This is a genomic window from Gilliamella sp. Pra-s60 (genome assembly GCF_009795755.1).
Taxonomy (GTDB): Bacteria; Pseudomonadota; Gammaproteobacteria; order Enterobacterales; family Orbaceae; genus Gilliamella.
In genome coordinates this window covers 1-21,163 of record NZ_WTFA01000012.1, presented here as the reverse complement: position 1 = coordinate 21,163, position 21,163 = coordinate 1, and the positions used below count along the sequence as shown (strand labels likewise).

Genomic DNA, 21,163 nt, shown 5'->3' with positions numbered 1-21,163 from the left:
GTTGTTATTTAGGACAGATTAATCTAAATACGCACAGATTTGGTGCTTTGTTGACCAAAAATAGTATGTAAAAAGGACTGTATTAATAACAGTCCTTTATAGTGATTTGTAAATTACCGTGGGTAACTGTTTTACCGTAGGTGATCATTGTTAGCTATCTGCTGGTGTTTCGATATCCGAATAGGTTGCCAGCATTTGCAAGAATTTATACTTAGAATCTGCCATTTTAGTTGAACGTTCATGCAGAGTGTTTGCAATTACAGGTTCAAGTGTTTCTAAGCGGCGAAAACGCTGTTCTTTTAGTAAGATACTAGTTAATAAATCACTGTTTGGTGCTTTAGAATCTAGTACTAAACCTGGTTTACCTTCAGCCATACGGCGTGGATCGTAACGATATAAAGGCCAGAACCCTGATTTAACTAAATCCTTCATTTGTTCGTGTGATTTAGCCAAATCATAGCCATGTTCTTCACAAGGGCTATAAGCGATGACTAAAGATGGCCCATTATAAGCTTCGGCTTCTTGTAGGGCTTTAAGAGTTTGGTTGAGTTGTGAACCTAATGCAACTTGTGCAACATAGACATGGCCATACATCATTACACTAACACCAAGATCTTTACGCGCTTTATGCTTACCTAAATCGGCAAATTTTGATACCGCACCCATCGGCGTGGCTTTTGATTGTTGACCACCGGTATTGGAATAACATTGTGTATCTAATACTAATATATTTACGTTATCGGTTAAGCTCATCACATGATCAAGCCCACCAAATCCAATATCATAAGCCCAACCATCGCCACCAATAGCCCAAACTGATTTATCAACCAAATAATTTGCATCTTGCATCAACTCTTGTGATTGAGCCGAGTCTAGGTGTGCAAGCTGCTCACGTAATAACTCAACTTGTTGACGCTTTTCAGCTATAGAGGTTTCTGATGATTTTAAGGCGATAATTATTTCGGGCGAAATGTCGCCGGCAACATAATCAAGTAAACGTAACGCACGTTTTTTATGTTGATCATAAGTAATGCGATACCCTAATGCAAACTCAGCATTATCTTCAAATAATGAATTTGCCCAAGCCGGTCCACGCCCATCGCGATCGGTCGTATAAGGTGATGATGGCAGATTACCACCATAAATTGATGAACACCCAGTGGCATTGGCTATGGCTAAATGGTCACCATAAAGTTGTGTCAATAATTTTATGTATGGAGTTTCGCCACAGCCAGCACAAGCGCCTGAATATTCAAATAGCGGTGTAAGCAATTGTGATGTACGTACATCAATACGTTCAAGTGTATTAATATTTCGATCTGGCAATGCTGTAAAGTACTCAAAATTGGTACGTTGTGTATCAAGATTGTCGATACGTGATTGCATGTTAATTGCTTTAATTTCAAAATTATTGCGATCGCGAGCAGGGCACACTTCGACACATAAGTTACAGCCAGTGCAATCTTCTGGTGCCACTTGTAACACATAGCGTTGTCCTTTCATATCACGAGCTTTAACTTCAAGCGAGCTTAATGAATCTGGAGCGCTTAGCATATCGTCAGGATCAACAACTTTGGCGCGAATAGCCGCATGAGGGCAAGCAACCGCACAGTGGTTACATTGAGTACATAGTTCTGGTTGCCAAATCGGGATTTGCTCTGCAATATTGCGTTTTTCCCATTTTGTTGTACCGATAGGCCATGTGCCGTCGGGTGGAAATGCTGATACAGGTAAATTATCACCTAAACCAGCTAACATTGTAGCTGTCACTGCTTTAACAAAATTAGGAGCATTAGCTGGTACAATAGGAGGCATAGTTGAGCTACTTTGATCAACACAACTAAGCGGTATTTGTACTAATGAAGCAATAGCTAAATCAAGTGCTTTCCAGTTATTTTCAACCAAATTTTGCCCTTTACTACTATAACTTTTGGCAATGACCTCTTTTAATTGAGCAATACTAAAATCATTTTTAAATATTTCAGCAAGATGAAAAAATGCAGCCTGCATAACGGTATTAATTCTAGCTCCTAAATTACATTCACGAGCAATTTTTGCCGCATTTATAATGTAAAAGTGTGCACGCTTTTTAATTAATTGCACTTGCACTTCTTTTGGAAGTCTATGCCAAATTTCATCTTTGCTATATGGTGTATTAAGTAAAAAAATACCATCGTCTTTTAACTTATCAACAATTTGATATTTATCGATAAACTGATCTTGGTGGCAGCCAATAAAGTGTGCACTGGTAATTAAATAAGGGGAATCAATAGGATCTAAGCTAACTCGTAAGTGCGAAGTGGTTAAGCCGCCTGCTTTTTTCGAGTCATATACAAAATACCCTTGTACATAAAAAGGTGAACTATCACCAATAATTTTAATATTATTTTTAGTTGCTGATACAGTGCCATCACTACCAAGCCCATAAAATAGCGCTTCGAGTGAAGATTTTTGTGGAATAGATTGATCCGGCAATGGTAAAGACAGCCCTGTAATATCATCATAAATACCAACAGTAAAGCGTGGCTTTGGTTTTGCTAAGTTAAGTTCAGCAAAAATGGCAAGTACACATCTAGGATCAAACTCTTTAGAGGATAACCCATAACGTCCACCTATAATAAGTGGCATAGTTGTGCGTTCCCCTCGTGATAAGCTTTCAGAAAATGCGGTTATAATATCTAAATAAAGTGGCTCGGCTTGCGCTCCAGGTTCTTTAGTTCTATCAAGAACAGCAATTTTATTAACAGTATTAGGAATAACACTTAGTAAATGGCCGGCTGAAAAAGGACGAAATAATCGAACGTTCACAACACCAACTTTTTCATTTTGTTTAAGTAAAACATCCACAACTTCTTTGGTGGTGCTTGCTCCAGAGCCCATAATGACAATAACACGTTCAGCATCACAAGCTCCATAATATTCAAAAGGTTGATACCTTCTGCCTGTTTCTGCCGCAAAGGAATCCATAGCATCAACAACATGTTGATAAGTACTATCATAATAACTATTTATCGCTTCTCGGCATTGGAAATAGGTATCAGGGTTGGCTGATGTGCCACGAGTCACAGGTTTGTCGGGTGTTAAAGCTCGTTCACGATAAGCTTTAATCGCCTCATGCGGTAATAAATTATGAATTTGTTCATCACTTAGTGGATAGATTTTATTGACTTCGTGTGATGTCCTAAATCCATCAAAAAAGTGAACAAAAGGAACTCGGCTATTTAAGGTTGCCATTTGTGAAATTAACGCAAAATCTTGTGCTTCCTGCACTGAGCTTGAACAAAGCATTGCAAAACCAGTTTGCCTAATTGCCATCACATCAGAATGATCACCAAAAATAGAAAGTGCGTGAGTTGCAACAGTTCGAGCGGCAACATGCAAAACAAAAGGAGTAAGTTCGCCAGCTATTTTGTATAGTGATGGGATCATTAAAAGCAAACCTTGCGACGAAGTAAACGAAGTTGCTAGCGCCCCAGTCATTAATGAACCATGAACAGTTGCAATGGCTCCTGCTTCGGACTGCATTTCAATCACTCTTGGTGTATCACCAAATACATTTGGTTTATTAAACTCTGCCCAAGTGCTAGCTTGCTCGGCCATGGTTGAGCTTGGTGTGATTGGGTATATGGCAATGACTTCGTTTGCACGATAAGCGACGGATGACACCGCACTGTTAGCGTCTGATATGATCATTAAAAAACCTTGTATTTTATAGTGTTATGGCATTACAAACTTATTATAAATTTATATTATTGTATCAGAAACTAATATAGCTTTTCGTTATTTTTATGTTAAATTTTTTGTCATTACTGTTTTAGACAAAAGTATTGATAAAAAAACAAAAATAAATTAATTTAACATGTTAAGTATATTTTAGTTAAATAATAAACAGATAAAATAATACAAAAAAGTTACTAAAATAGGGTAGTTATAGAAGGACTATCTAAAGAAGGTCTGAAAAAATTTTATTGGAATCGTCTACCTCAGGATAAAATGGACAAATTTAGTAATAAACTTGAGTGAGAAAAATTTGCTGATTTATGCGAAGAATTAACCGAGAGGCATCAAGTACTACAGGAGACCTTTTAATATGTACGTTGGTGAATTTTTATTATTGTTTGGCAGTGCCATAAAAACCGAAACTCGCAAAAAATTAAAAATGGGTTATACTAGGCAATAATGATCTTCAAAGGTGCATATTATCCATCTAATTCATTATGTTAAGATGGATAATATGAAAATAAAATTTATTTTATTACAACACGCTCGCTTGACGTGGTGTGTTTAATTTCACCTAATAACCATGCTTTTTCGCCATGGTTATTTAGCAAGTTAATTGCTTTATCGGCTGACTGTTTTGGTAAGGCAACAATTAAGCCAACACCACAGTTAAAGGTACGGTACATTTCATGACGGCTGACATTACCTGCTTTTTGTAGCCAATTAAATATCTCAGGCCATTGCCAGCTTGCTTCGTTAATCACGGCTTGTGTATTATCGGGTAATACACGAGGGATGTTTTCCCAGAATCCACCACCAGTGATATGGGCAATGGCGTGCACATCAACTTGAGCAATAAGGTCAAGAACAGACTTAACATAGATCTTAGTTGGTGCAAGTAAGTGATCGGCAAGTGGTTTTCCATTTAATTGTTCGGTAGCCGGGTTTACGCCACTGACTTCAATAATTTTACGCACTAATGAATAGCCATTTGAATGAGCACCACTTGATGCTAATGCAATTAATACATCGCCGTCTTGCACCTTGCTACCGTCGATCATGGCTGACTTTTCAACAACACCCACGCAAAATCCTGCCAAATCATAATCATTACCATGATACATACCCGGCATTTCAGCTGTTTCACCACCCACTAAAGCACAGCCTGATTGCTTACAACCCTCAGCAATGCCTGTAACTACGGTAGCGGCAACATCAACATCAAGTTTACCAGTAGCATAATAATCAAGGAAAAATAAAGGTTCAGCGCCTTGAACAATCAGATCGTTAACACACATTGCGACTAAATCGATACCAATTGATTCATGGCGATTTAAATCCATTGCTAGACGTAATTTGGTACCTACACCGTCGGTACCAGATACTAAAATAGGCTCTTTATATTTTTGTGGAATAGCACATAGTGCACCAAAGCCACCCAGTCCACCCATAACTTCAGGTCGTTTGGTTTCTTTAACAACAGATTTAATGCGATTAACAAGTTCATTGCCGGCATCAATATCGACACCAGCGTCCTTATAACTGAGAGATTTATTATTTGACACAGCAAGCAATCCTTACAATAAATAGTGGGCTACTATTTTAGCAAGGATGAAATTTAATGGCGATTAATTATTTACAAAATAACCAATTAATTAAAACTACTAATTATTTTCAAACCAGCTTTCCAAAATAATAATGGCAGAAGTTGCATCAACATATCCCTTTTCAAGTGCTCGATAACCTCGTGAAGCAAAAATATGTGATTTTGCTTCAACGGTTGATAATCTCTCATCTTGCAAATGTACTTGATAACCAAATCTGCCATGTAAACGATTAGCAAATTTACGAGCTCGCGCGGTTAAGGGTTGCTCGGTGCCATCCATATTTAGGGGAAGCCCGACGACTAAAAAATCAGGTTTCCACTCATTTAACACCTTTTCTATGGTTTGCCAGTTAGGAATACCATCACGCGCTTTAAAAGAACATAAAGGATTAGCTGTTTTAGTTATATCTTGCCCAATTGCTGCGCCAATACTTGCCGTACCAAAATCAAATGCAATAATTGTAGCCATCGATTATGCATTGCCCATTTGATGTGAAATAGTTTTGATATTAATACCAAGTGATTCGGCTGCCTTTTGCCAACGCTCATCAATTGCTACCTCATAAATAATTTTAGGCACAGCATGAGTCACTAACCAATCATTACGGGCAATTTCACCCTCAAGTTGCAATGATTGCCAGCTTGAATAACCTAAAGACAAAAAGATATTTTGCGGTTGTTCAGGTGAGCCGATTGATTTGAGTGCATCGAGCGACGTGGTAATCATCACCTCGTCAGAAATCTGAATGCTAGAAGCAAATCCTTGTTGAGGAGTGTGTAGAATAAACCCTTGCTCCTCTGCAAGTGGGCCGCCACAAAATACGGGATGTTCTAATTCAGCACAACTTTTTGGTGAAGTAATTTCCAATCGTGTAAGCACCGTTGCAACATTAAGATCAACAATCGGTTTATTAATCATAATGCCCATGGCGCCATCACGATTGTGTTCACAAATATAAATAACAGAACGACTAAAGAAGGAGTCATCCAAAGTTGGCATAGCAATAATAAAATGATCTTTTAAATTCATAAGCTCACATTTAGGTAACTTTTATAATGCGCATTTGCCAATTTTAACGTTATGTTCAACATTACAGCGCATTAATAATTCTGGTTCGTTGGTTTCTTCATTGATTGATTCTGAAACAATATTAAAATTTTGAGAAAGATAAAAATCAATCGCTGCAGCATTTTTTTTATAAACATGTACTAACAGTTCATTATGGCGCTGTTTTGCTTTATTGACTAATGCTTTACCGACGCCTTGGTGGCGGTAATTTTGATCAACAAATAGCCCTGAAATATAGTTTTCAGTTAAACCAATAAAACCTTTTACGCCGTTAAGATCTTGTACATATAACCTAGACATTGGAATTAGCATTTTTACTAAATCATAATTTTGTTTAAAAAAATCAGGGTTAATAAAATCATGCGCTTGCAAATTACCTTGCAACCATATTTCCATTACGCTGTCTAAATCTTCTGCTTTATATTCTCTAATCATGATTTAACTCTTCTTATTTAATCGATATTCGATTGCATTCATTAACATGCCAGTGATTGAAAGATCGGGATTGGCAGCTTCAATTTCACGGACACAAGTTGGACTAGTGACATTAATTTCGGTTAATTTATCACCAATAATATCAAGTCCTACAAACAGTAAGCCCTTTTCTTTTAAAACAGGGGCGATGCTTTTAGCTATATACCAATCACTTTCGCTTAATGCTCTTACTTCACCATGGCCGCCAGCAGCAAGGTTACCGCGAGTTTCGCCTTTTTGTGGAATTCGAGCTAAACAGTAAGGAACGGGTTCACCATCAACCACTAAAACGCGCTTATCGCCGTCTTTAATCTCTGGAATGAAGTTTTGAGCCATGCAATAACGTGTATTATGTTCGGTTAATGTTTCAATAATGACCGAAACATTAGGATCATCTTGTTTGATTCTAAAAATTGACGACCCCCCCATACCATCCAATGGTTTTAAAATGATGTCGTGATGTTTTTGGAAAAATGCTTTAATTTGTGTTGTTTGGCGTGTAACTAGTGTCTTCGGAGTAAACTGTGCAAACCAAGCAGTAAACAATTTTTCGTTACAATCGCGCAGGCTTTGTGGTTTATTGACCACTAATACACCTTTTTCTTCGGCGCGTTCTAAAATATAAGTGGCATAAATAAACTCAGTATCAAAAGGCGGATCTTTACGCATTAAAATTGTATCAAGGTCACTGAGTGCAATGGTTTGTTCTTGCCCAAACTCAAACCAATGATCCTTATCGTTATAAACGGTCAAAGCACGAGTTGTGGCATAAGCTTCGCCTGTGTCTAAAAAAAGATCGTTCATTTCAATATAAAAAAGCTCATAACCGCGTTTTTGTGCCTCAAGCAACATAGCAAAACTAGTGTCTTTTTTTATATTGATATGACTAATTGGATCCATAACAATACCAAGCTTAATCATAGTGACTCCTTACTGATTCTTTTGGTTTTAGCGAATAGTCGATTGATAATATGTATTACTTTATATGTGTTCATTGGGGTATTTTGAACATATAACAGCTAGTGTGCTAAATCATTATAAAAAATGTATTTTCAACTATCATACTCGTTACCGATTAAGATGCAAAGCAAACATTGCTCATATCGAGTTAATTTATATTATCCCAAATCACCAAAATGCACTTGCAAAGCGGTTATCGCGGTTAATGCTGCTGTTTCGGTGCGTAAAACACGCGGGCCGAGTAAAATATCGGTAAATTGATAGCGATGAGTCATACTAATTTCACTGTCTGATAATCCACCTTCTGGGCCAATCAATAAGCTAATATCCTGTTTACCACTAGGTATCTGCTTAATACCATGCTTTGCTTTGGGGTGAAGATTTAAGCGTAGCTGCGTTGTTAAACTTGCGCACCAAGTTTCAAGTTTGGTTACAGGATGAATGATAGGCACGACATTACGACCACATTGCTCACAAGCTGATATCACGATCTTTTGCCATTGTTGAACTTTTTTATCTAGTCTTTCGGCATCAAGTTTCACACCACAACGTTCAGAAAGTAGGGGGGTAATACTTTTTACACCTAATTCAACTGATTTTTGAATTGTAAATTCCATTTTCTCACCACGAGAAATAACTTGCCCTAAATGAATGTTTAAAGGTGATTCACGGTCATCAGTTATTGTCAAAGCTGTTTTCACCGTGACTGATTTTTTATTAACTTCATGGATAACGGCAGGTGTGATTTGATTCGAACCATCAAATAAAATAATATTTTCGCCAACTTTCATCCGCAAAACGCGAACAAGATGATTAAAGGCGTTATCATCTAACGTAATAATACTATTTTGGGTAATTGTAAATGGTTGAAAAATTCGTGTCATAATTGCTAGTCTTAAAATATATTGCAATAAATTATAGCGTAATTTACTAAGATTCGGTAATCTCTATTTAAATAAACTAAGCTTTTGGAATCTAGCATGAATACATCTAGCATGAATACGTATAGTAACGATAGGGTAATAATTGAAGGGTTAACTGTTTTAACCACTATAGGTGTTTACGAGTGGGAAAAGACCATCAAACAAAAACTCATACTCGACCTAGAAATGGCATGGGACAATAAACCAGCAGGTGAAAGTGATAATGTTTCACTTTGTTTAGATTATTTTCTAGTTAGCCAAGCTATCACTCAATTTATTGAATCAAACCAATTTGAATTGATAGAATCGGTAGCTGAAAACGTTGCCAAATTAATCATACAAAAATTTGCGGTACAATGGCTAAAAGTCAAAGTTTCTAAACCGAGCGCAATTGTTAATGCTAATAATGTTGCTGTGATGATTGAACGATTTGCTAATTAGCCCAAAAGATATGAAGTTATGAAAACAAAAACGCAACGCAAAACGCGCCGTTTTAAAAACAGTGAACCTTTTAAAATTAAGCTATTTGATGCATGGCGATGGCATCGTCATCGTAAAGTATTACCACCTAAAACAGGCTACTTAACTTTTAATCAAACTTGGTTTGAAAAAATTGATTTAACGTTGGCGGGAGATAGAGTATGGTGGATAGGTCATTCAACCACATTAATGCGTTTAGCAGGTAAAATGATCTTAACCGATCCCGTGTTTTCAAAACGAGTATCACCAGTTCAGTTTGTTGGTCCAAAACGTCGTACGCCACCTGCTTTATCGATTGAACAACTCCCTCAAATTGATTTTATCGTGATTTCGCACTCTCATTATGATCATCTTGATTATCAGAGTATGAAAAAATTAATTACACGTTTTCCCAACATGGTCATTATGGTGCCATTAGGATTAAAGCGTAAATTAGAAAGGTGGGGAGCCAAGCAGGTTATTGAACTCAATTGGTGGGATTTTGTTACTATTAACGGTATCAGCTTTACAGCTGTACCTGCACGGCATTGGAGTAATCGAGGAATATTTGACACCAACAAAAGTCTTTGGTGTGGTTGGATTATTCAATCAAAAGTAACGGATGAAAAACAAACTAAAACCGTCTATTTTATGGGGGATACGGGCTATTCATCGAGTTTAAAAGAAATTGGTGAACGTTTTTCAAGTATTGATTTAGCCTTGATTCCAATCGGTGCTTACGCACCACGCTGGTTTATGCACCTTCAACATATTGATCCCAAACAAGCTGTGCAGTTATATGATGAACTTAATTGTCATTGCGCAATAGCCATCCATTGGGGAGCATTTGAGCTAGCGGATGAACCACTAGATGAACCTCCGCAATTATTAAATTCCTACAAAGGCAATCGTCCTTTTCATCTAATAAAAATAGGCGGTAACCAAGCTATTAATCGTATTGATTCTGGAGTAGAATAATCTAAATAAAAACAAACGTAATACCGTTAATTATTTCGATGTATTTGCAAAAAAGAGAGGGGGAATAAATGAAATCAGCCATTATTGGGTTGTCTTGCTTAATGTTTAGCGTGATATTAGTCGGATGTGGCGGTAAAAACGACGAAGGTAAAACTTATCATTGGTCAAAAGCCCACGGCGTTTTAGAAGATTGTCGTGGTGTAATGAATAAATCACAACAATGTGAAGCTAATTCAAATAATCAACAATATCTAATCAAAATAGACAAGTATTAACATGAGTACTTGGCTTATTTATGCGCTACTTTCCGCTATTACTGCTGCAAGTGTTGCTATCTTAGGAAAAATTGGCTTACAACATCTTGATGCAAACACCGCAACAGCCATTCGTGCTATTGTTATGGCCATTTTTTTAGTTGGTGTTGTGGTTGTTCAAGGTAAGCTCAACCTTATTAGTACCTTTTTTAACGACAAAAAAGCTTTACTCATTATTGCGCTTAGTGGTATTGCTGGTGCGCTCTCTTGGTTATTTTACTTTATGGCAATTAAAGAAGGTAAAGTGTCACAAGTTGCGCCAATTGACAAATTAAGTGTTGTATTTGCGGTGGTGTTTGCTGTGGTTTTATTTGGTGAAAAGATCTCGTTATTAGCCGGAATTGGTGTTGCGATGATTGCGGCTGGTGCGATATTAGTTGCACTATTTTGATATTCAAAATAGTGCATTAGTCTAAATATAGGCTACTTTAATAGCGCATTAAATAGCTCAACAGTAACAAGTTCACCTTTAGCTACATTGCCTCGTTCTTGTTCAAGCACAATAAAACAGTTTGCTTGATTAAACGATTGAGTAATATGCGAACCTTGCTGTCCAGTTGTGCTCACTTCTAATTCGCCTTGAGTATTAATTTGCAACACACCACGTTGAAAGTCTAATCTACCTACGCTTTTTTTAAGATTTGTTGCTGTTTTAACTTTAAAGCTTAAATCCATGGATGAATCTTCAAGTCCTGAAAGCGCCAAAATCAAAGGCTGCACTAATTGGTAAAATGTCACCAAAGTTGAAACAGGATTGCCCGGCAAACCACAAAATAGCGCATTGCCAATTTTACCAAAGGCAAAAGGTTTGCCCGGTTTTATTGCCATCTTCCAAAAGTTGATTGTGCCCAGATCCTCTAAAGCGGTTTTGGTATAATCAGCGTCGCCAACTGAAACTCCGCCACTGGTTATCACCAAGTCCGCTTGACTTGATGCACTCATCAACGCTTGTTTAATTTGGTTTGGATCATCAGCAATAATACCCAGATCAATAATTTCACAGTTAAGTTTGCTCAGTAATAATTTCAGCGTAAAGCGATTACTATCATAAATAGCACCATTGCAAGGTAAGCTTTCACCAATGGGGGTTAATTCATTCCCAGTTGATAAGATAGCGACTTTTAACTTTTTAAATACCACAAGTTCGCTCATGCCCAGCGTTGCCAGTGTCGATAGGGTTGGTACTGTTAATTTAGTCCCTTTGTTGACGATAATTGCACCTTGCTTAACATCTTCGCCTATACGGCGGATGTTATCGCCAGCTTTTACCTGATTCAAAAAAGCAATACCCAAATCTGATTTTTTGGTCTGCTCTTGCATAACAACTGCATCGGCATCATTGGGTACAGGAGCGCCTGTCATAATGCGTAAACAGGTTCCTTTTGGCCAATAAAGATTGCTTATATCATCGCCTGCAAAAATTGCACCTGCTAACGGTAATAAGGTTGATTGCTTAAGATCCGCTAATCGAACAGCATAACCATCCATCGCAGAATTATCGAATCGTGGCACATTAATCGGCGAAATCACATTCTCAGCAGTGATCCGATCTAGCGCATCAAATAACCTGACTTTTTCGTAAGAGAGAGATTTTATGGTTGATACGCTTTGCAGTACTTGCTGTTTGGCTTGTTGAAAAGTGAGTAACATAAAAGTGAGCAGTCCTTGTGTATATCAATCCACTACAGATTAGCAGGTTTGACAAAAGTTGTAGATAAAGGTTAACGTCCTCTTTACCCACATAACAACGTCGCCAAAAGGCGACGTAAAATAATCAACTACACATTAAATAAGAAATTCATAATATCGCCATCTTGCACGATATAATCTTTACCTTCGGCACGCATTTTACCTGCTTCTTTAGCCCCTTGCTCACCGCCGTATTTAATAAAATCATCAAAAGCGATAGTTTGTGCACGGATAAAGCCTTTTTCGAAGTCAGTATGGATCTTACCTGCCGCTTGCGGAGCCGTATCACCAACCGAAATTGTCCAAGCACGAACTTCTTTAACGCCAGCGGTAAAATAAGTTTGCAGATTAAGCAAACTATACCCAGCACGAATTACACGGTTTAAACCGGGTTCGGTTAAACCTAAATCTTGCATAAACTCATCACGATCATCGTCATCAAGTTCAGCAAGCTCAGCTTCAATTGCTGCACAAACCGGCACTACAACTGCCTTTTCTTGTTCTGCTATTGCTTTGACTTTATCTAAATAAGGATTATTTTCAAAACCATCTTCATTAACATTGGCAATGTACATAGTTGGTTTTAGTGTTAAAAAACTAAGGTATTTGATAGCTTCAAGTTCTTCTTTACTAAAATCTAATAAAAGTAGCTTTTTGCCTTGTTCAAGATGAGGTAAACATTTTTCAAGAATTTCCACCTCAAATTTAGCGTCTTTATCGCCACCTTTAGCGCGTTTTTGTTGGCGAGTGATTGCCCGTTCACAGGCTTCAAGATCGGCTAATGCTAGCTCGGTATTGATAATTTCGATATCTTCAGCCGGATCGATTTTACCCGCAACGTGGACGATGTTCTCGTTTTCAAAACAACGCACAACATGCCCAATGGCTTCGGTTTCACGAATGTTGGCTAAAAATTGATTACCAAGGCCTTCACCTTTTGATGCACCTTTAACAAGGCCTGCAATATCAACAAATTCCATCGTTGTTGGCAAAGTACGTTGTGGTTTGACAATTTTAGCCAGCTCATCTAAACGTGGATCGGGCATCGGCACAACCCCAGTATTTGGCTCGATAGTACAAAAAGGAAAGTTAGCTGCCTCAATGCCTGCTTTAGTTAGTGCGTTAAAAAGCGTTGACTTACCTACATTCGGTAATCCGACAATCCCACATTTAAATCCCATACTGTTTGTTACCTTTATCATAAAATGTTATAAAAATTGCGGGGGATTATATCAAATAACGCACTTAGTACCAATGATCTTGTTACTGATTTTACGTTGTTTCGTATTTTAACCGCAACGGCTTAATATCAACTTGGTAAAATTGCTAAAGTTATTTTTCTTGCACTAATCCAATTTGATAAAGTTGATTCTTTTTCAGTCCATGGATTTCAGCAGTAATAGCAGCCGCTTTTTTAAGAGGTAACTCTTTTTGCAATAATTTAAGGGTATTAATGGCTTTCTGATCAATGTCATTATCTGTTTTTACATGGCCTTCAACAATCAAAACAAATTCGCCTTTTTGCCGATTAGTATCTTCGTTTAGCCACGCAATTAGTTCGCTTATGGTAAAACTGACGATAGTTTCCCATGTTTTGGTGAGCTCTTTCGCCAAAACAATATGCTTATTTGCACCCAAAACGGCTTGCATATCTTGCAGCGTATCTAACAAACGATGAGTTGATTCATAAAAAATCATAGTCCGTGGCTCATCAATTAATCTAGTTAAACTATCTTGCCGTGCTTTGCTCTTAGCGGGTAAAAATCCTTCATAACTAAATTTATCAGAAGGCAATCCCGCGACCGACAATGCAGCAATAGCAGCACAAGCCCCTGGAATGGGAACGACTTGAATATTATTGTCACGACAAGCTTTAACCAAGTGATAACCAGGATCGTTAATTAATGGTGTACCGGCATCTGAAATTAAAGCAATAGACAAGCCCGATTTTAATTTTTCAATCAAAAGGTGAGACTTTTCTTGCTCATTATGATCATGCAAAGCAAACAGCTTTGCTTTAATGCCAAGATGTTGTAAAAGTAGACCGCTATGGCGAGTATCTTCAGCCGCAATAAGATCAACGCTTTTAAGTGTATTGATCGCTCTAAGCGTAATATCATCTAAGTTTCCGATTGGTGTTGCAACAATATATAAAGTCATTATTTTAAATCACATTAAATTTTTATAGAAATACGGTAAAGATACTGTACGAAAGCCTATTTTATTGTATATACTCATTACTTTCAAAATAAATTGGACTGGCTAGATTAAATAGCAAATCGTGGGTTAGCAAACTAACTCATTAATAATAACATTATTTGCATTTTATTTTTAATTAATAGCCAATTAATAATGGATTAATACAGATAAATAGATAACGGTATGACACCAAATTAGTATTATAATCATGGTTATTGAACACAAAAATAGAGTAATAACCTTAATAAACCAAGATGATAAACAAAAATAGCAGTCATAATCGGCAAATTCTTGATGAATTTGTTGCTTTAATCAATAAGTAATCCATATAATAACTTATTTGATAATAGCTTTTTGCTACAAAAACGCTAAAATGCTCTAATAAAAACGCTATTGAATACAAAATAGCTAAAAATAAAATTTACGAATGAAAGGTGTTGCTTTGAAAAAAATACTGACATTAAGTTGCTTAAGTTTGTTAATTGCCGCTTGTACACAAACCGAGCAGGCTGAAATTGAAGATATTTCTGGTGCAGGAGGGGCATCAACATCCTCAGTCTATACCAAACCACCTACGAATATTTCAACAGGTGGAAGTAGAACTTCTGCTACGCCTAGTACTTACAATCCACCTTCATCAAGACAGACAACGGCGGCAAACACAAATACAACTCACACTACTACTAGCAGTAATGGCACCGTAGTTAGTAACGAACGGATTGTTTACAACCGTAATTACGACGACATTCCCAAAGGGGGCTACAAAGGTGATACTTACACAGTTAAACGTGGAGATACATTATTTTACATTGCATGGGTAACAGGTAATGATTATCGCTCGTTAGCGGCTAAAAACAACATCAAAGAACCTTTTGCTGTAAATGTTGGGCAAGTGTTAGACGTGAGTGGTGGAACAGTTGTAGTAACGCAAAAAACTACAACAAGTCACACAACGACAACTAAAACCAACAGTGATGACTCAAGTATTGCAATTGGTCAAACTAAAACCAAACCAACAATAACTAAAACAACGACGACTTCGGTAACAACAACGAATCCGAATCAAAAACCAACCACGACCGAAACAACTGAAACCGTTACTGAACCATTAGATTCGACTAACAACATACCAAGCGCAAGTTCATCAACATCGAGCGTTGCTAACATTACATGGCAATGGCCATCAAAAGGGAAAATTATTGAAAAGTTTTCTAATGCAAGCAAAGGTATTGATATATCAGGTTCACTTGGTGACAAAGTCATGGCAGCGGCAGATGGGCGAGTTGTGTATTCAGGTAGTGCATTACCGGGTTATGGCAATTTAATTATCATCAAACATAACGATGACTACTTAACCGCTTATGCGCACAACCAATCTATATTAGTTAAAGAACAACAAACCGTGCGTGCGGGTGAACAAATTGCCACAATGGGGGCAACGGGATCATCGTCAGTTAGATTACACTTTGAAATTCGATACAAAGCGCAATCAGTCGACCCATTAAAATATTTACCAAAATAATAAACATTTTGCGTTAATTAATTACCGCAAAATCAAAGGCTGTGCAGGCAAGGACTAAGCATAGCCATAAAACAGAATATACTAAAAATTTAATCTACGTAACTAAGGAGTTATACTCATGGCAGTAAAAAAACTAGTGCTTATTCGACATGGCGAAAGTGTATGGAACCAAGAAAACCGTTTTTGCGGTTGGACTGATGTTGATTTATCTGACAAAGGCAACCAAGAAGCCGCTGAAGCAGGTAAATTACTTAAACAAGAAGGTTTTGAATTTGATTATGCCTACACATCAGTATTAAAACGCGCAATTCACACATTATGGCACGTTTTAGACGAAGTCGACCAAGCATGGTTACCAGTTGAAAAAAGCTGGAAATTAAACGAACGTCACTATGGTGCATTACAAGGCTTAAACAAAGCTGAAACAGCGGCAAAATATGGTGATGACCAAGTAAAATTATGGCGTCGCGGCTTTGCAATTACGCCTCCAGCGCTTGAAAAATCAGATGAACGCTTCCCTGGTCACGATTCACGTTACAGCAAATTACCTGAATCAGAACTACCATTAACTGAAAGCTTAGCATTAACGATCAAACGAGTATTACCTTACTGGGAATCAACCATCGCACCACGTGTAGCTAAAGGTGAACGTGTTATTATTGCCGCACATGGTAACTCACTTCGTGCGTTAGTAAAACACCTAGACAACATTAGCGATGACGACATCATCGAACTTAACATCCCAACAGGTGTACCATTAGTGTATGAATTTGACGACAATATGAAAGTCATCAAACACTATTACCTAGGCAACGCAGATGAAATTGCAGCAAAACAAGCAGCAGTTGCAAACCAAGGTAAAGCAAAATAATTATTCCTTAAACAAACAAAAAGGTAGGTTGTTTAACTTACCTTTTTTATTATCTGCATAATAGCTGTTATTCATTGATTTTTATGTTTTATTTATTTTAATTTTGAGAGCGTTATTTTGTCTAAGATCTATTACATATATGGCGTAATGAATGCCGGTAAATCCACCGAACTCCTACAAATTGACCACAACTACCTAAGTAACAACATGCAAACGTTACTGCTTAAATCATCGGTTGATACGCGTGATTCGGCGGTTGAAATTGTCTCGCGCTTGGGGCTACGCAAAAAGGCGCTACAGCTTGACGATACAACGGTTGATGGCATCATTGAGCACATCAAACAAAGTAACTACGCTTGTATACTTATTGACGAAAGCCAATTCTTATCTCGTAACACTATCTGGAAACTATCCGATGTTTGTGATGAAAAAGGCGTGCCTATTATGTTTTTTGGCATCAAAACCGACTATATGGGGCACCTATTTGAAGGATCCAAAACACTGCTCGAAATTGCCGACAATTTTAGAGAGCTAAAAACCGTCTGTTGGTGTGGTAAAAAAGCCACCATGATCTTATTAGAAGGTGAAGACGGACAAATTGTAAAATTTGGTAACTCTATCCATCTAGGTGACAGCGAATACCACTCAGTATGTCGAAAACACTGGAAAGCAGGGCAAATCAAACCAACACAGTCCAAAACAAACTAACCCCAAAATAATAGAGAACAAACATGACACAGCAACGGATAGTGATTGGCATTAGTGGCGCAACCGGGTTTGCGTACGGAATAAAAGCCCTAACGCTTTTAAAACCACTCAATATCCAAACACATTTAGTGATCTCAAAAGCGGCGCATATCACACGTACTCACGAAGCACCAGACATAAGTTTAGCTCAAATAGAATCACTGGCAGACAAAGTCTATTCTATTAATAACATTGGTGCCGCCATTGCAAGTGGCTCATTTAAAACCATAGGTATGCTGATCGCTCCTTGCTCAATGCGAACGCTCGCAGCTATAGCGCAAGGGCTATCGGATAATTTACTTACCCGTGCAGCCGATGTTGTATTAAAAGAGCGTCGTCGCTTAGTGCTAATGGTGCGCGAATCACCATTAAATCTAGCACACCTAAAAAATATGGAAGCAGTCACCCTTATGGGCGGTGTTATTTGCCCACCCGTGCCTGCGCTATATCAGCATATTAATAGTATTGATGACATCATTACCCACAGCGTAGCTCGAGCACTTGACTTATTTGGTCTTGATATTCCAACACTACCACGCTGGGGCGAAGATTTGCACCTAAATCACAAACCCGAATGACTAACACAAATTTAACCCATGCAAGTCGATCCTAAAATTATTAAGTTTATCAAAAAGCATCATGTGCTGACACTCAGCGTTATTTTGCCCGACAACACACCATGGGCATGTAATGCTTTTTATGTATTTGATGAACAACCAATGCATTTATATTTCCTTTCTGAACTAAAAACCCAACACGCTAAAGCCATGCTAATACAACCCCAAGTGGCAGGAACCATTAGCGTTACCCCCAAAACTATTGCACAAATCCAAGGCATCCAATTTCAAGCTAAAGCAACTCAATTACAAAATGAACAAGCCAAGCAAGCCTATGGGCAATATTATCGAGCGTTTCCTTTTGCAAGAGTTATCAAAGCACCAATTTGGGAATTAGAACTACAAAGCATAAAAATGACCAACAACTTATTAGGATTTGCTAATAAAACGTACTGGATAAAACAACAAAACACGTAAAACCAAAAAACCGCTTACCTTTAAAAGCGTTTAAAGTGTTTTTTGCTAAAAAACGGCTCAACGATCACCTAAAAATCAGTCAGGAAAGGTATTGATTTTATTGAAGTTTTTTGAGGTGTTTTTTACCAAAATCGCGATTAAAAACCGCTACCTAAAACAGCGACTAAAAACGACCACTCAAGCACCCATAAAAAATGCCACTTCCCCAAAAAAACAAAGCAACCCCTCCTCACGCCCTAACAATTCTTTACAATAAATTAACAAAAAAAGTGGCAGATTATGCACCATCAAGTTATAATTTTCCTGCTTATTCAAGCAGGGAATCGCTCAAAAATAAAGCGAACTGATGGAAAAATTGAGAAAAAACAATAAATTACTTGACAAGGGAATAAAAATGCATTACCATGGTTGGCATCTGGCATCTGGCATCTGGCCTGCCAAACCTATGCCCTAAATCTTATTGATTCGCACAGTGGTCAAAATAGAGCGCCACAGTTATTTTCATCACCGAAGTCATTTCGCGTAGCGAAATCGACGCCGTCATCGGCAAAATCTTCGGCAAAATTACCGCCGATATCCAAGTGGTTATTAAAACCGCCGTTATTGTTTAAGTCTCCGTTATTACGTAAATCGGCATTATTCTTTGCGCCATTGTTGTTATTGTCATACACGCAGGGTGTACAGGCATTATCGGCACAGACATCAAATGTTATTCGTGGTTCCGCCCCGTATTTTACATTTGATGGAGGGGTAACTAAATTAACTGATACAGACAGTTTATTGTCAATAAAGTTGCCGGATGGCAGGGTATACACAAGGTCAACGAACCCATCAACGCCAACAAATCCAATCAGGTTGCCGAATTGGAGGGGTACTTTCAATGATATAGAGATGATAGTACCGCCACCAAGGAGTAACTCAATATCAAGGAGTTCAATCACGATGAATGATTTGGTCAGTCAGGGATATTGGGGTGATGATGATGGAGACGGACAGGGAGTAGGTGGAGTAACGGCATCGGGGAGTATATCGGTGGAGTTTAGGAATAGAAACGGTTATACGGTTCATAGTGCTCTTGGACCTAATCTATGTAGTGCACCTTATAAGGTAACTTTAACAAGTTCAGATGGCACATTAAGCACGCAGTATGGGGTACCAAGAAGTAGTAGTTTTAGTCGTGCTACGGTGGATTATTATATTACCCCATATGAGTATACCAGTATTTGTTGGGCCAGACCGAATTTGTTGTATGGTGGAGCAACTGACATTGATTCTTCCGACAACTACCGCCATGCAGGTCCATTTGGCATGTGGAATTCTAGCCAGGGCTTTTACCTTCAGTCAACGAGTCCATCATCTTACGACGGGAACTTTCCAACGACTGGTGCAGATGGCTTGTATTTTGACTTGGAGATTCCTACTGGTATTGACGGAAGTCAGTTAAGTTGGACGGTTAACACAAGTGGAAGTCTAAGTGCAACGGTGAGTTGGACAAGGCCGCGTTATGGTACATTCACATCCTCAGATAACCGTACTATCGAAGCTGATAAATGGATTACTGATAAATCCAAATATGTAACACGGGTAACGTTGCATGGTCCAAGGGCAAGTAGTAGTCAAATAGGCTCAAGTAATCCTAGTCCACTAACACGTCCATCTTTGCCACAGACTTTCGAGTTGGTCGGTAGGGATAGAAGTGGTAATGACGTTCGTTATGGATTTGTGTTAAAGCAGTGGTTCGTCAATCGTGGTAATAGACAAGATACCCCTTCTAATCACACAGCATGGTGTAATAGTTTGGGTTATCGTATGGTACGGGTAAGGGATTTAACCAATGCGGTTTGTTCTGGTTGGAATATGAATAATGGTTATCCTTGTACTGGTGCAGTAGGCGCTACGCCGTCGTCTGGTAATAATGTTTACAAGCGTTACATAGGCGCAGGCCTTTTCACGGAGTGGGGCCACATGCGCTACTACGCTGATGCGGACTTCGGCTCCTACCACTACCCCACCTACTGGACGAGCGACGCTACGGGTAGCTACCAGTTCAGTGTCTACTCGAGCAACGGCGGCGTCAGCAGCTTCAATACCAGCGACCGCAGATGGGGCCTTTGCACCGCACCTTAGCTTTTAGCGTTTAGTTCTTAATCCTTAGGGCGCGGAAGGGGGTTATGGAGTCTGAGAGGACAATCTAACAAAGAATAACGCCCCCGCGCAAGTTGGGGCGTTTTCCCTTAGGGTTGCGCCGTTGTGGCAAAGCCACAATAGCGCCGCCCCCCCGCCGCCGACGCTGAAAGCGTGGGTTGTCAGAGAATTCGCTTTAATTCCCTGACTCAGACGTGGTCACTGTGGCTATTTTATTCGCAAAAAGTCAAAACGTCCGAAACCACCACACCCAATTTATTCTATTCACCAAAACAAAAAAACTAATTTTCCACCAAAAAATTGTTCAGGAAAGGTATTGATTTTATTGAAGTTTTTTTTGGTCATTTTTATCAAACAAAACCACCCCAAAAAAAAATCCAAAGCAACGCACTCAACCTTCTAACAAATCTTTACAATAAATTAACAAAAAAAGTGGCAGATTATGCACCATCA

General features: G+C 38.4%; 20 protein-coding genes. 10 read left to right on the top strand and 10 right to left on the bottom strand.

What is annotated here, in order from left to right; all coding sequences use genetic code 11:
- Positions 1 to 150: 150 nt before the first annotated feature.
- From nifJ to rsmE, 7 genes are all read right to left on the bottom strand, one after another.
- A complete protein-coding gene (nifJ, locus tag GQ596_RS08520) occupies positions 151 to 3,693 on the bottom strand; it encodes a pyruvate:ferredoxin (flavodoxin) oxidoreductase (RefSeq protein WP_160401254.1) in 3,543 nt (1,180 codons plus the stop codon).
- A gap of 554 nt (positions 3,694 to 4,247) precedes the next feature.
- Positions 4,248 to 5,285 (bottom strand): phosphoribosylformylglycinamidine cyclo-ligase, encoded by a 1,038-nt coding sequence (purM, locus tag GQ596_RS08515; protein WP_160401253.1) that lies wholly within the window; start codon positions 5,283 to 5,285, stop codon positions 4,248 to 4,250.
- Between the two features lie 99 nt (positions 5,286 to 5,384).
- Complete coding sequence (gene ruvX, locus GQ596_RS08510; protein WP_160401252.1) at positions 5,385 to 5,795, bottom strand: Holliday junction resolvase RuvX; 411 nt, start codon at positions 5,793 to 5,795, stop codon at positions 5,385 to 5,387.
- A gap of 3 nt (positions 5,796 to 5,798) precedes the next feature.
- Positions 5,799 to 6,356: a YqgE/AlgH family protein gene (locus tag GQ596_RS08505; RefSeq protein WP_160401251.1), complete on the bottom strand. Its 558-nt coding sequence runs from the start codon at positions 6,354 to 6,356 to the stop codon at positions 5,799 to 5,801.
- 21 nt (positions 6,357 to 6,377) lie between these two features.
- Complete coding sequence (locus GQ596_RS08500) at positions 6,378 to 6,830, bottom strand: GNAT family N-acetyltransferase (RefSeq protein WP_160401250.1); 453 nt, start codon at positions 6,828 to 6,830, stop codon at positions 6,378 to 6,380.
- Between the two features lie 3 nt (positions 6,831 to 6,833).
- On the bottom strand, positions 6,834 to 7,790 hold the full coding sequence (gene gshB / locus GQ596_RS08495) for a glutathione synthase (protein WP_160401249.1): 957 nt from the start codon (positions 7,788 to 7,790) through the stop codon (positions 6,834 to 6,836).
- Between the two features lie 197 nt (positions 7,791 to 7,987).
- Complete coding sequence (gene rsmE, locus GQ596_RS08490) at positions 7,988 to 8,713, bottom strand: 16S rRNA (uracil(1498)-N(3))-methyltransferase (protein ID WP_160401248.1); 726 nt, start codon at positions 8,711 to 8,713, stop codon at positions 7,988 to 7,990.
- A gap of 96 nt (positions 8,714 to 8,809) precedes the next feature.
- Between rsmE and folB the strand changes: the two genes are divergently transcribed.
- From folB to GQ596_RS08470, 4 genes are all read left to right on the top strand, one after another.
- Positions 8,810 to 9,193, top strand: a complete 384-nt coding sequence (gene folB / locus GQ596_RS08485) for a dihydroneopterin aldolase (protein ID WP_237398391.1) — start codon at positions 8,810 to 8,812, stop codon at positions 9,191 to 9,193.
- A gap of 18 nt (positions 9,194 to 9,211) precedes the next feature.
- The gene (locus GQ596_RS08480) at positions 9,212 to 10,189 is read left to right on the top strand and encodes an MBL fold metallo-hydrolase (protein WP_160401247.1); all 978 of its coding nucleotides are present in this window, start codon (positions 9,212 to 9,214) and stop codon (positions 10,187 to 10,189) included.
- Between the two features lie 68 nt (positions 10,190 to 10,257).
- The gene (locus GQ596_RS08475) at positions 10,258 to 10,464 is read left to right on the top strand and encodes a hypothetical protein (RefSeq protein ID WP_160401246.1); all 207 of its coding nucleotides are present in this window, start codon (positions 10,258 to 10,260) and stop codon (positions 10,462 to 10,464) included.
- A 1-nt stretch (position 10,465) separates the two neighbouring features.
- The gene (locus tag GQ596_RS08470) at positions 10,466 to 10,894 is read left to right on the top strand and encodes an EamA family transporter (RefSeq protein ID WP_160401245.1); all 429 of its coding nucleotides are present in this window, start codon (positions 10,466 to 10,468) and stop codon (positions 10,892 to 10,894) included.
- Positions 10,895 to 10,926: 32 nt separating this feature from the next.
- On the opposite strand, the gene moeA is transcribed toward GQ596_RS08470, so the two are convergent.
- The 3 genes from moeA to rsmI form a co-directional block, all read right to left on the bottom strand.
- A complete protein-coding gene (moeA, locus tag GQ596_RS08465; RefSeq protein WP_160401244.1) occupies positions 10,927 to 12,153 on the bottom strand; it encodes a molybdopterin molybdotransferase MoeA in 1,227 nt (408 codons plus the stop codon).
- A gap of 128 nt (positions 12,154 to 12,281) precedes the next feature.
- Positions 12,282 to 13,373: a redox-regulated ATPase YchF gene (gene ychF, locus GQ596_RS08460; protein ID WP_160401243.1), complete on the bottom strand. Its 1,092-nt coding sequence runs from the start codon at positions 13,371 to 13,373 to the stop codon at positions 12,282 to 12,284.
- A 151-nt stretch (positions 13,374 to 13,524) separates the two neighbouring features.
- Entirely contained in the window at positions 13,525 to 14,352 is an 828-nt protein-coding gene (rsmI, locus tag GQ596_RS08455; protein ID WP_160401242.1) for a 16S rRNA (cytidine(1402)-2'-O)-methyltransferase, read from the bottom strand.
- A 466-nt stretch (positions 14,353 to 14,818) separates the two neighbouring features.
- On the opposite strand from rsmI, the gene nlpD reads away from it, so the two are divergent.
- From nlpD to GQ596_RS08425, 6 genes are all read left to right on the top strand, one after another.
- Entirely contained in the window at positions 14,819 to 15,913 is a 1,095-nt protein-coding gene (gene nlpD / locus GQ596_RS08450) for a murein hydrolase activator NlpD (RefSeq protein ID WP_160401241.1), read from the top strand.
- Between the two features lie 118 nt (positions 15,914 to 16,031).
- A complete protein-coding gene (gene gpmA / locus GQ596_RS08445) occupies positions 16,032 to 16,784 on the top strand; it encodes a 2,3-diphosphoglycerate-dependent phosphoglycerate mutase (protein WP_091123425.1) in 753 nt (250 codons plus the stop codon).
- A 117-nt stretch (positions 16,785 to 16,901) separates the two neighbouring features.
- Positions 16,902 to 17,492, top strand: coding sequence for a thymidine kinase (locus tag GQ596_RS08440; RefSeq protein ID WP_160401240.1), 591 nt, complete (start codon positions 16,902 to 16,904; stop codon positions 17,490 to 17,492).
- Between the two features lie 23 nt (positions 17,493 to 17,515).
- Complete coding sequence (locus GQ596_RS08435) at positions 17,516 to 18,109, top strand: UbiX family flavin prenyltransferase (protein ID WP_160401239.1); 594 nt, start codon at positions 17,516 to 17,518, stop codon at positions 18,107 to 18,109.
- An 18-nt stretch (positions 18,110 to 18,127) separates the two neighbouring features.
- The gene (locus GQ596_RS08430) at positions 18,128 to 18,565 is read left to right on the top strand and encodes a pyridoxamine 5'-phosphate oxidase family protein (RefSeq protein WP_337189510.1); all 438 of its coding nucleotides are present in this window, start codon (positions 18,128 to 18,130) and stop codon (positions 18,563 to 18,565) included.
- 408 nt (positions 18,566 to 18,973) lie between these two features.
- Complete coding sequence (locus GQ596_RS08425; protein ID WP_160401237.1) at positions 18,974 to 20,692, top strand: hypothetical protein; 1,719 nt, start codon at positions 18,974 to 18,976, stop codon at positions 20,690 to 20,692.
- The last annotated feature ends 471 nt before the right edge of the window (positions 20,693 to 21,163 follow it).

Coding starts and splice junctions, on each gene's coding strand:
- nifJ (WP_160401254.1), bottom strand. CDS start 3,693: ATGATCATATCAGACGCTAACAGTGCGGTGTCATCCGTCGCTTATCGT.
- ruvX (WP_160401252.1), bottom strand. CDS start 5,795: ATGGCTACAATTATTGCATTTGATTTTGGTACGGCAAGTATTGGCGCA.
- GQ596_RS08505 (WP_160401251.1), bottom strand. CDS start 6,356: ATGAATTTAAAAGATCATTTTATTATTGCTATGCCAACTTTGGATGAC.
- GQ596_RS08500 (WP_160401250.1), bottom strand. CDS start 6,830: ATGATTAGAGAATATAAAGCAGAAGATTTAGACAGCGTAATGGAAATA.
- gshB (WP_160401249.1), bottom strand. CDS start 7,790: ATGATTAAGCTTGGTATTGTTATGGATCCAATTAGTCATATCAATATA.
- rsmE (WP_160401248.1), bottom strand. CDS start 8,713: ATGACACGAATTTTTCAACCATTTACAATTACCCAAAATAGTATTATT.
- folB (WP_237398391.1), top strand. CDS start 8,810: ATGAATACATCTAGCATGAATACGTATAGTAACGATAGGGTAATAATT.
- GQ596_RS08480 (WP_160401247.1), top strand. CDS start 9,212: ATGAAAACAAAAACGCAACGCAAAACGCGCCGTTTTAAAAACAGTGAA.
- GQ596_RS08475 (WP_160401246.1), top strand. CDS start 10,258: ATGAAATCAGCCATTATTGGGTTGTCTTGCTTAATGTTTAGCGTGATA.
- GQ596_RS08470 (WP_160401245.1), top strand. CDS start 10,466: ATGAGTACTTGGCTTATTTATGCGCTACTTTCCGCTATTACTGCTGCA.
- moeA (WP_160401244.1), bottom strand. CDS start 12,153: ATGTTACTCACTTTTCAACAAGCCAAACAGCAAGTACTGCAAAGCGTA.
- ychF (WP_160401243.1), bottom strand. CDS start 13,373: ATGGGATTTAAATGTGGGATTGTCGGATTACCGAATGTAGGTAAGTCA.
- rsmI (WP_160401242.1), bottom strand. CDS start 14,352: ATGACTTTATATATTGTTGCAACACCAATCGGAAACTTAGATGATATT.
- nlpD (WP_160401241.1), top strand. CDS start 14,819: ATGAAAGGTGTTGCTTTGAAAAAAATACTGACATTAAGTTGCTTAAGT.
- gpmA (WP_091123425.1), top strand. CDS start 16,032: ATGGCAGTAAAAAAACTAGTGCTTATTCGACATGGCGAAAGTGTATGG.
- GQ596_RS08435 (WP_160401239.1), top strand. CDS start 17,516: ATGACACAGCAACGGATAGTGATTGGCATTAGTGGCGCAACCGGGTTT.
- GQ596_RS08430 (WP_337189510.1), top strand. CDS start 18,128: ATGCAAGTCGATCCTAAAATTATTAAGTTTATCAAAAAGCATCATGTG.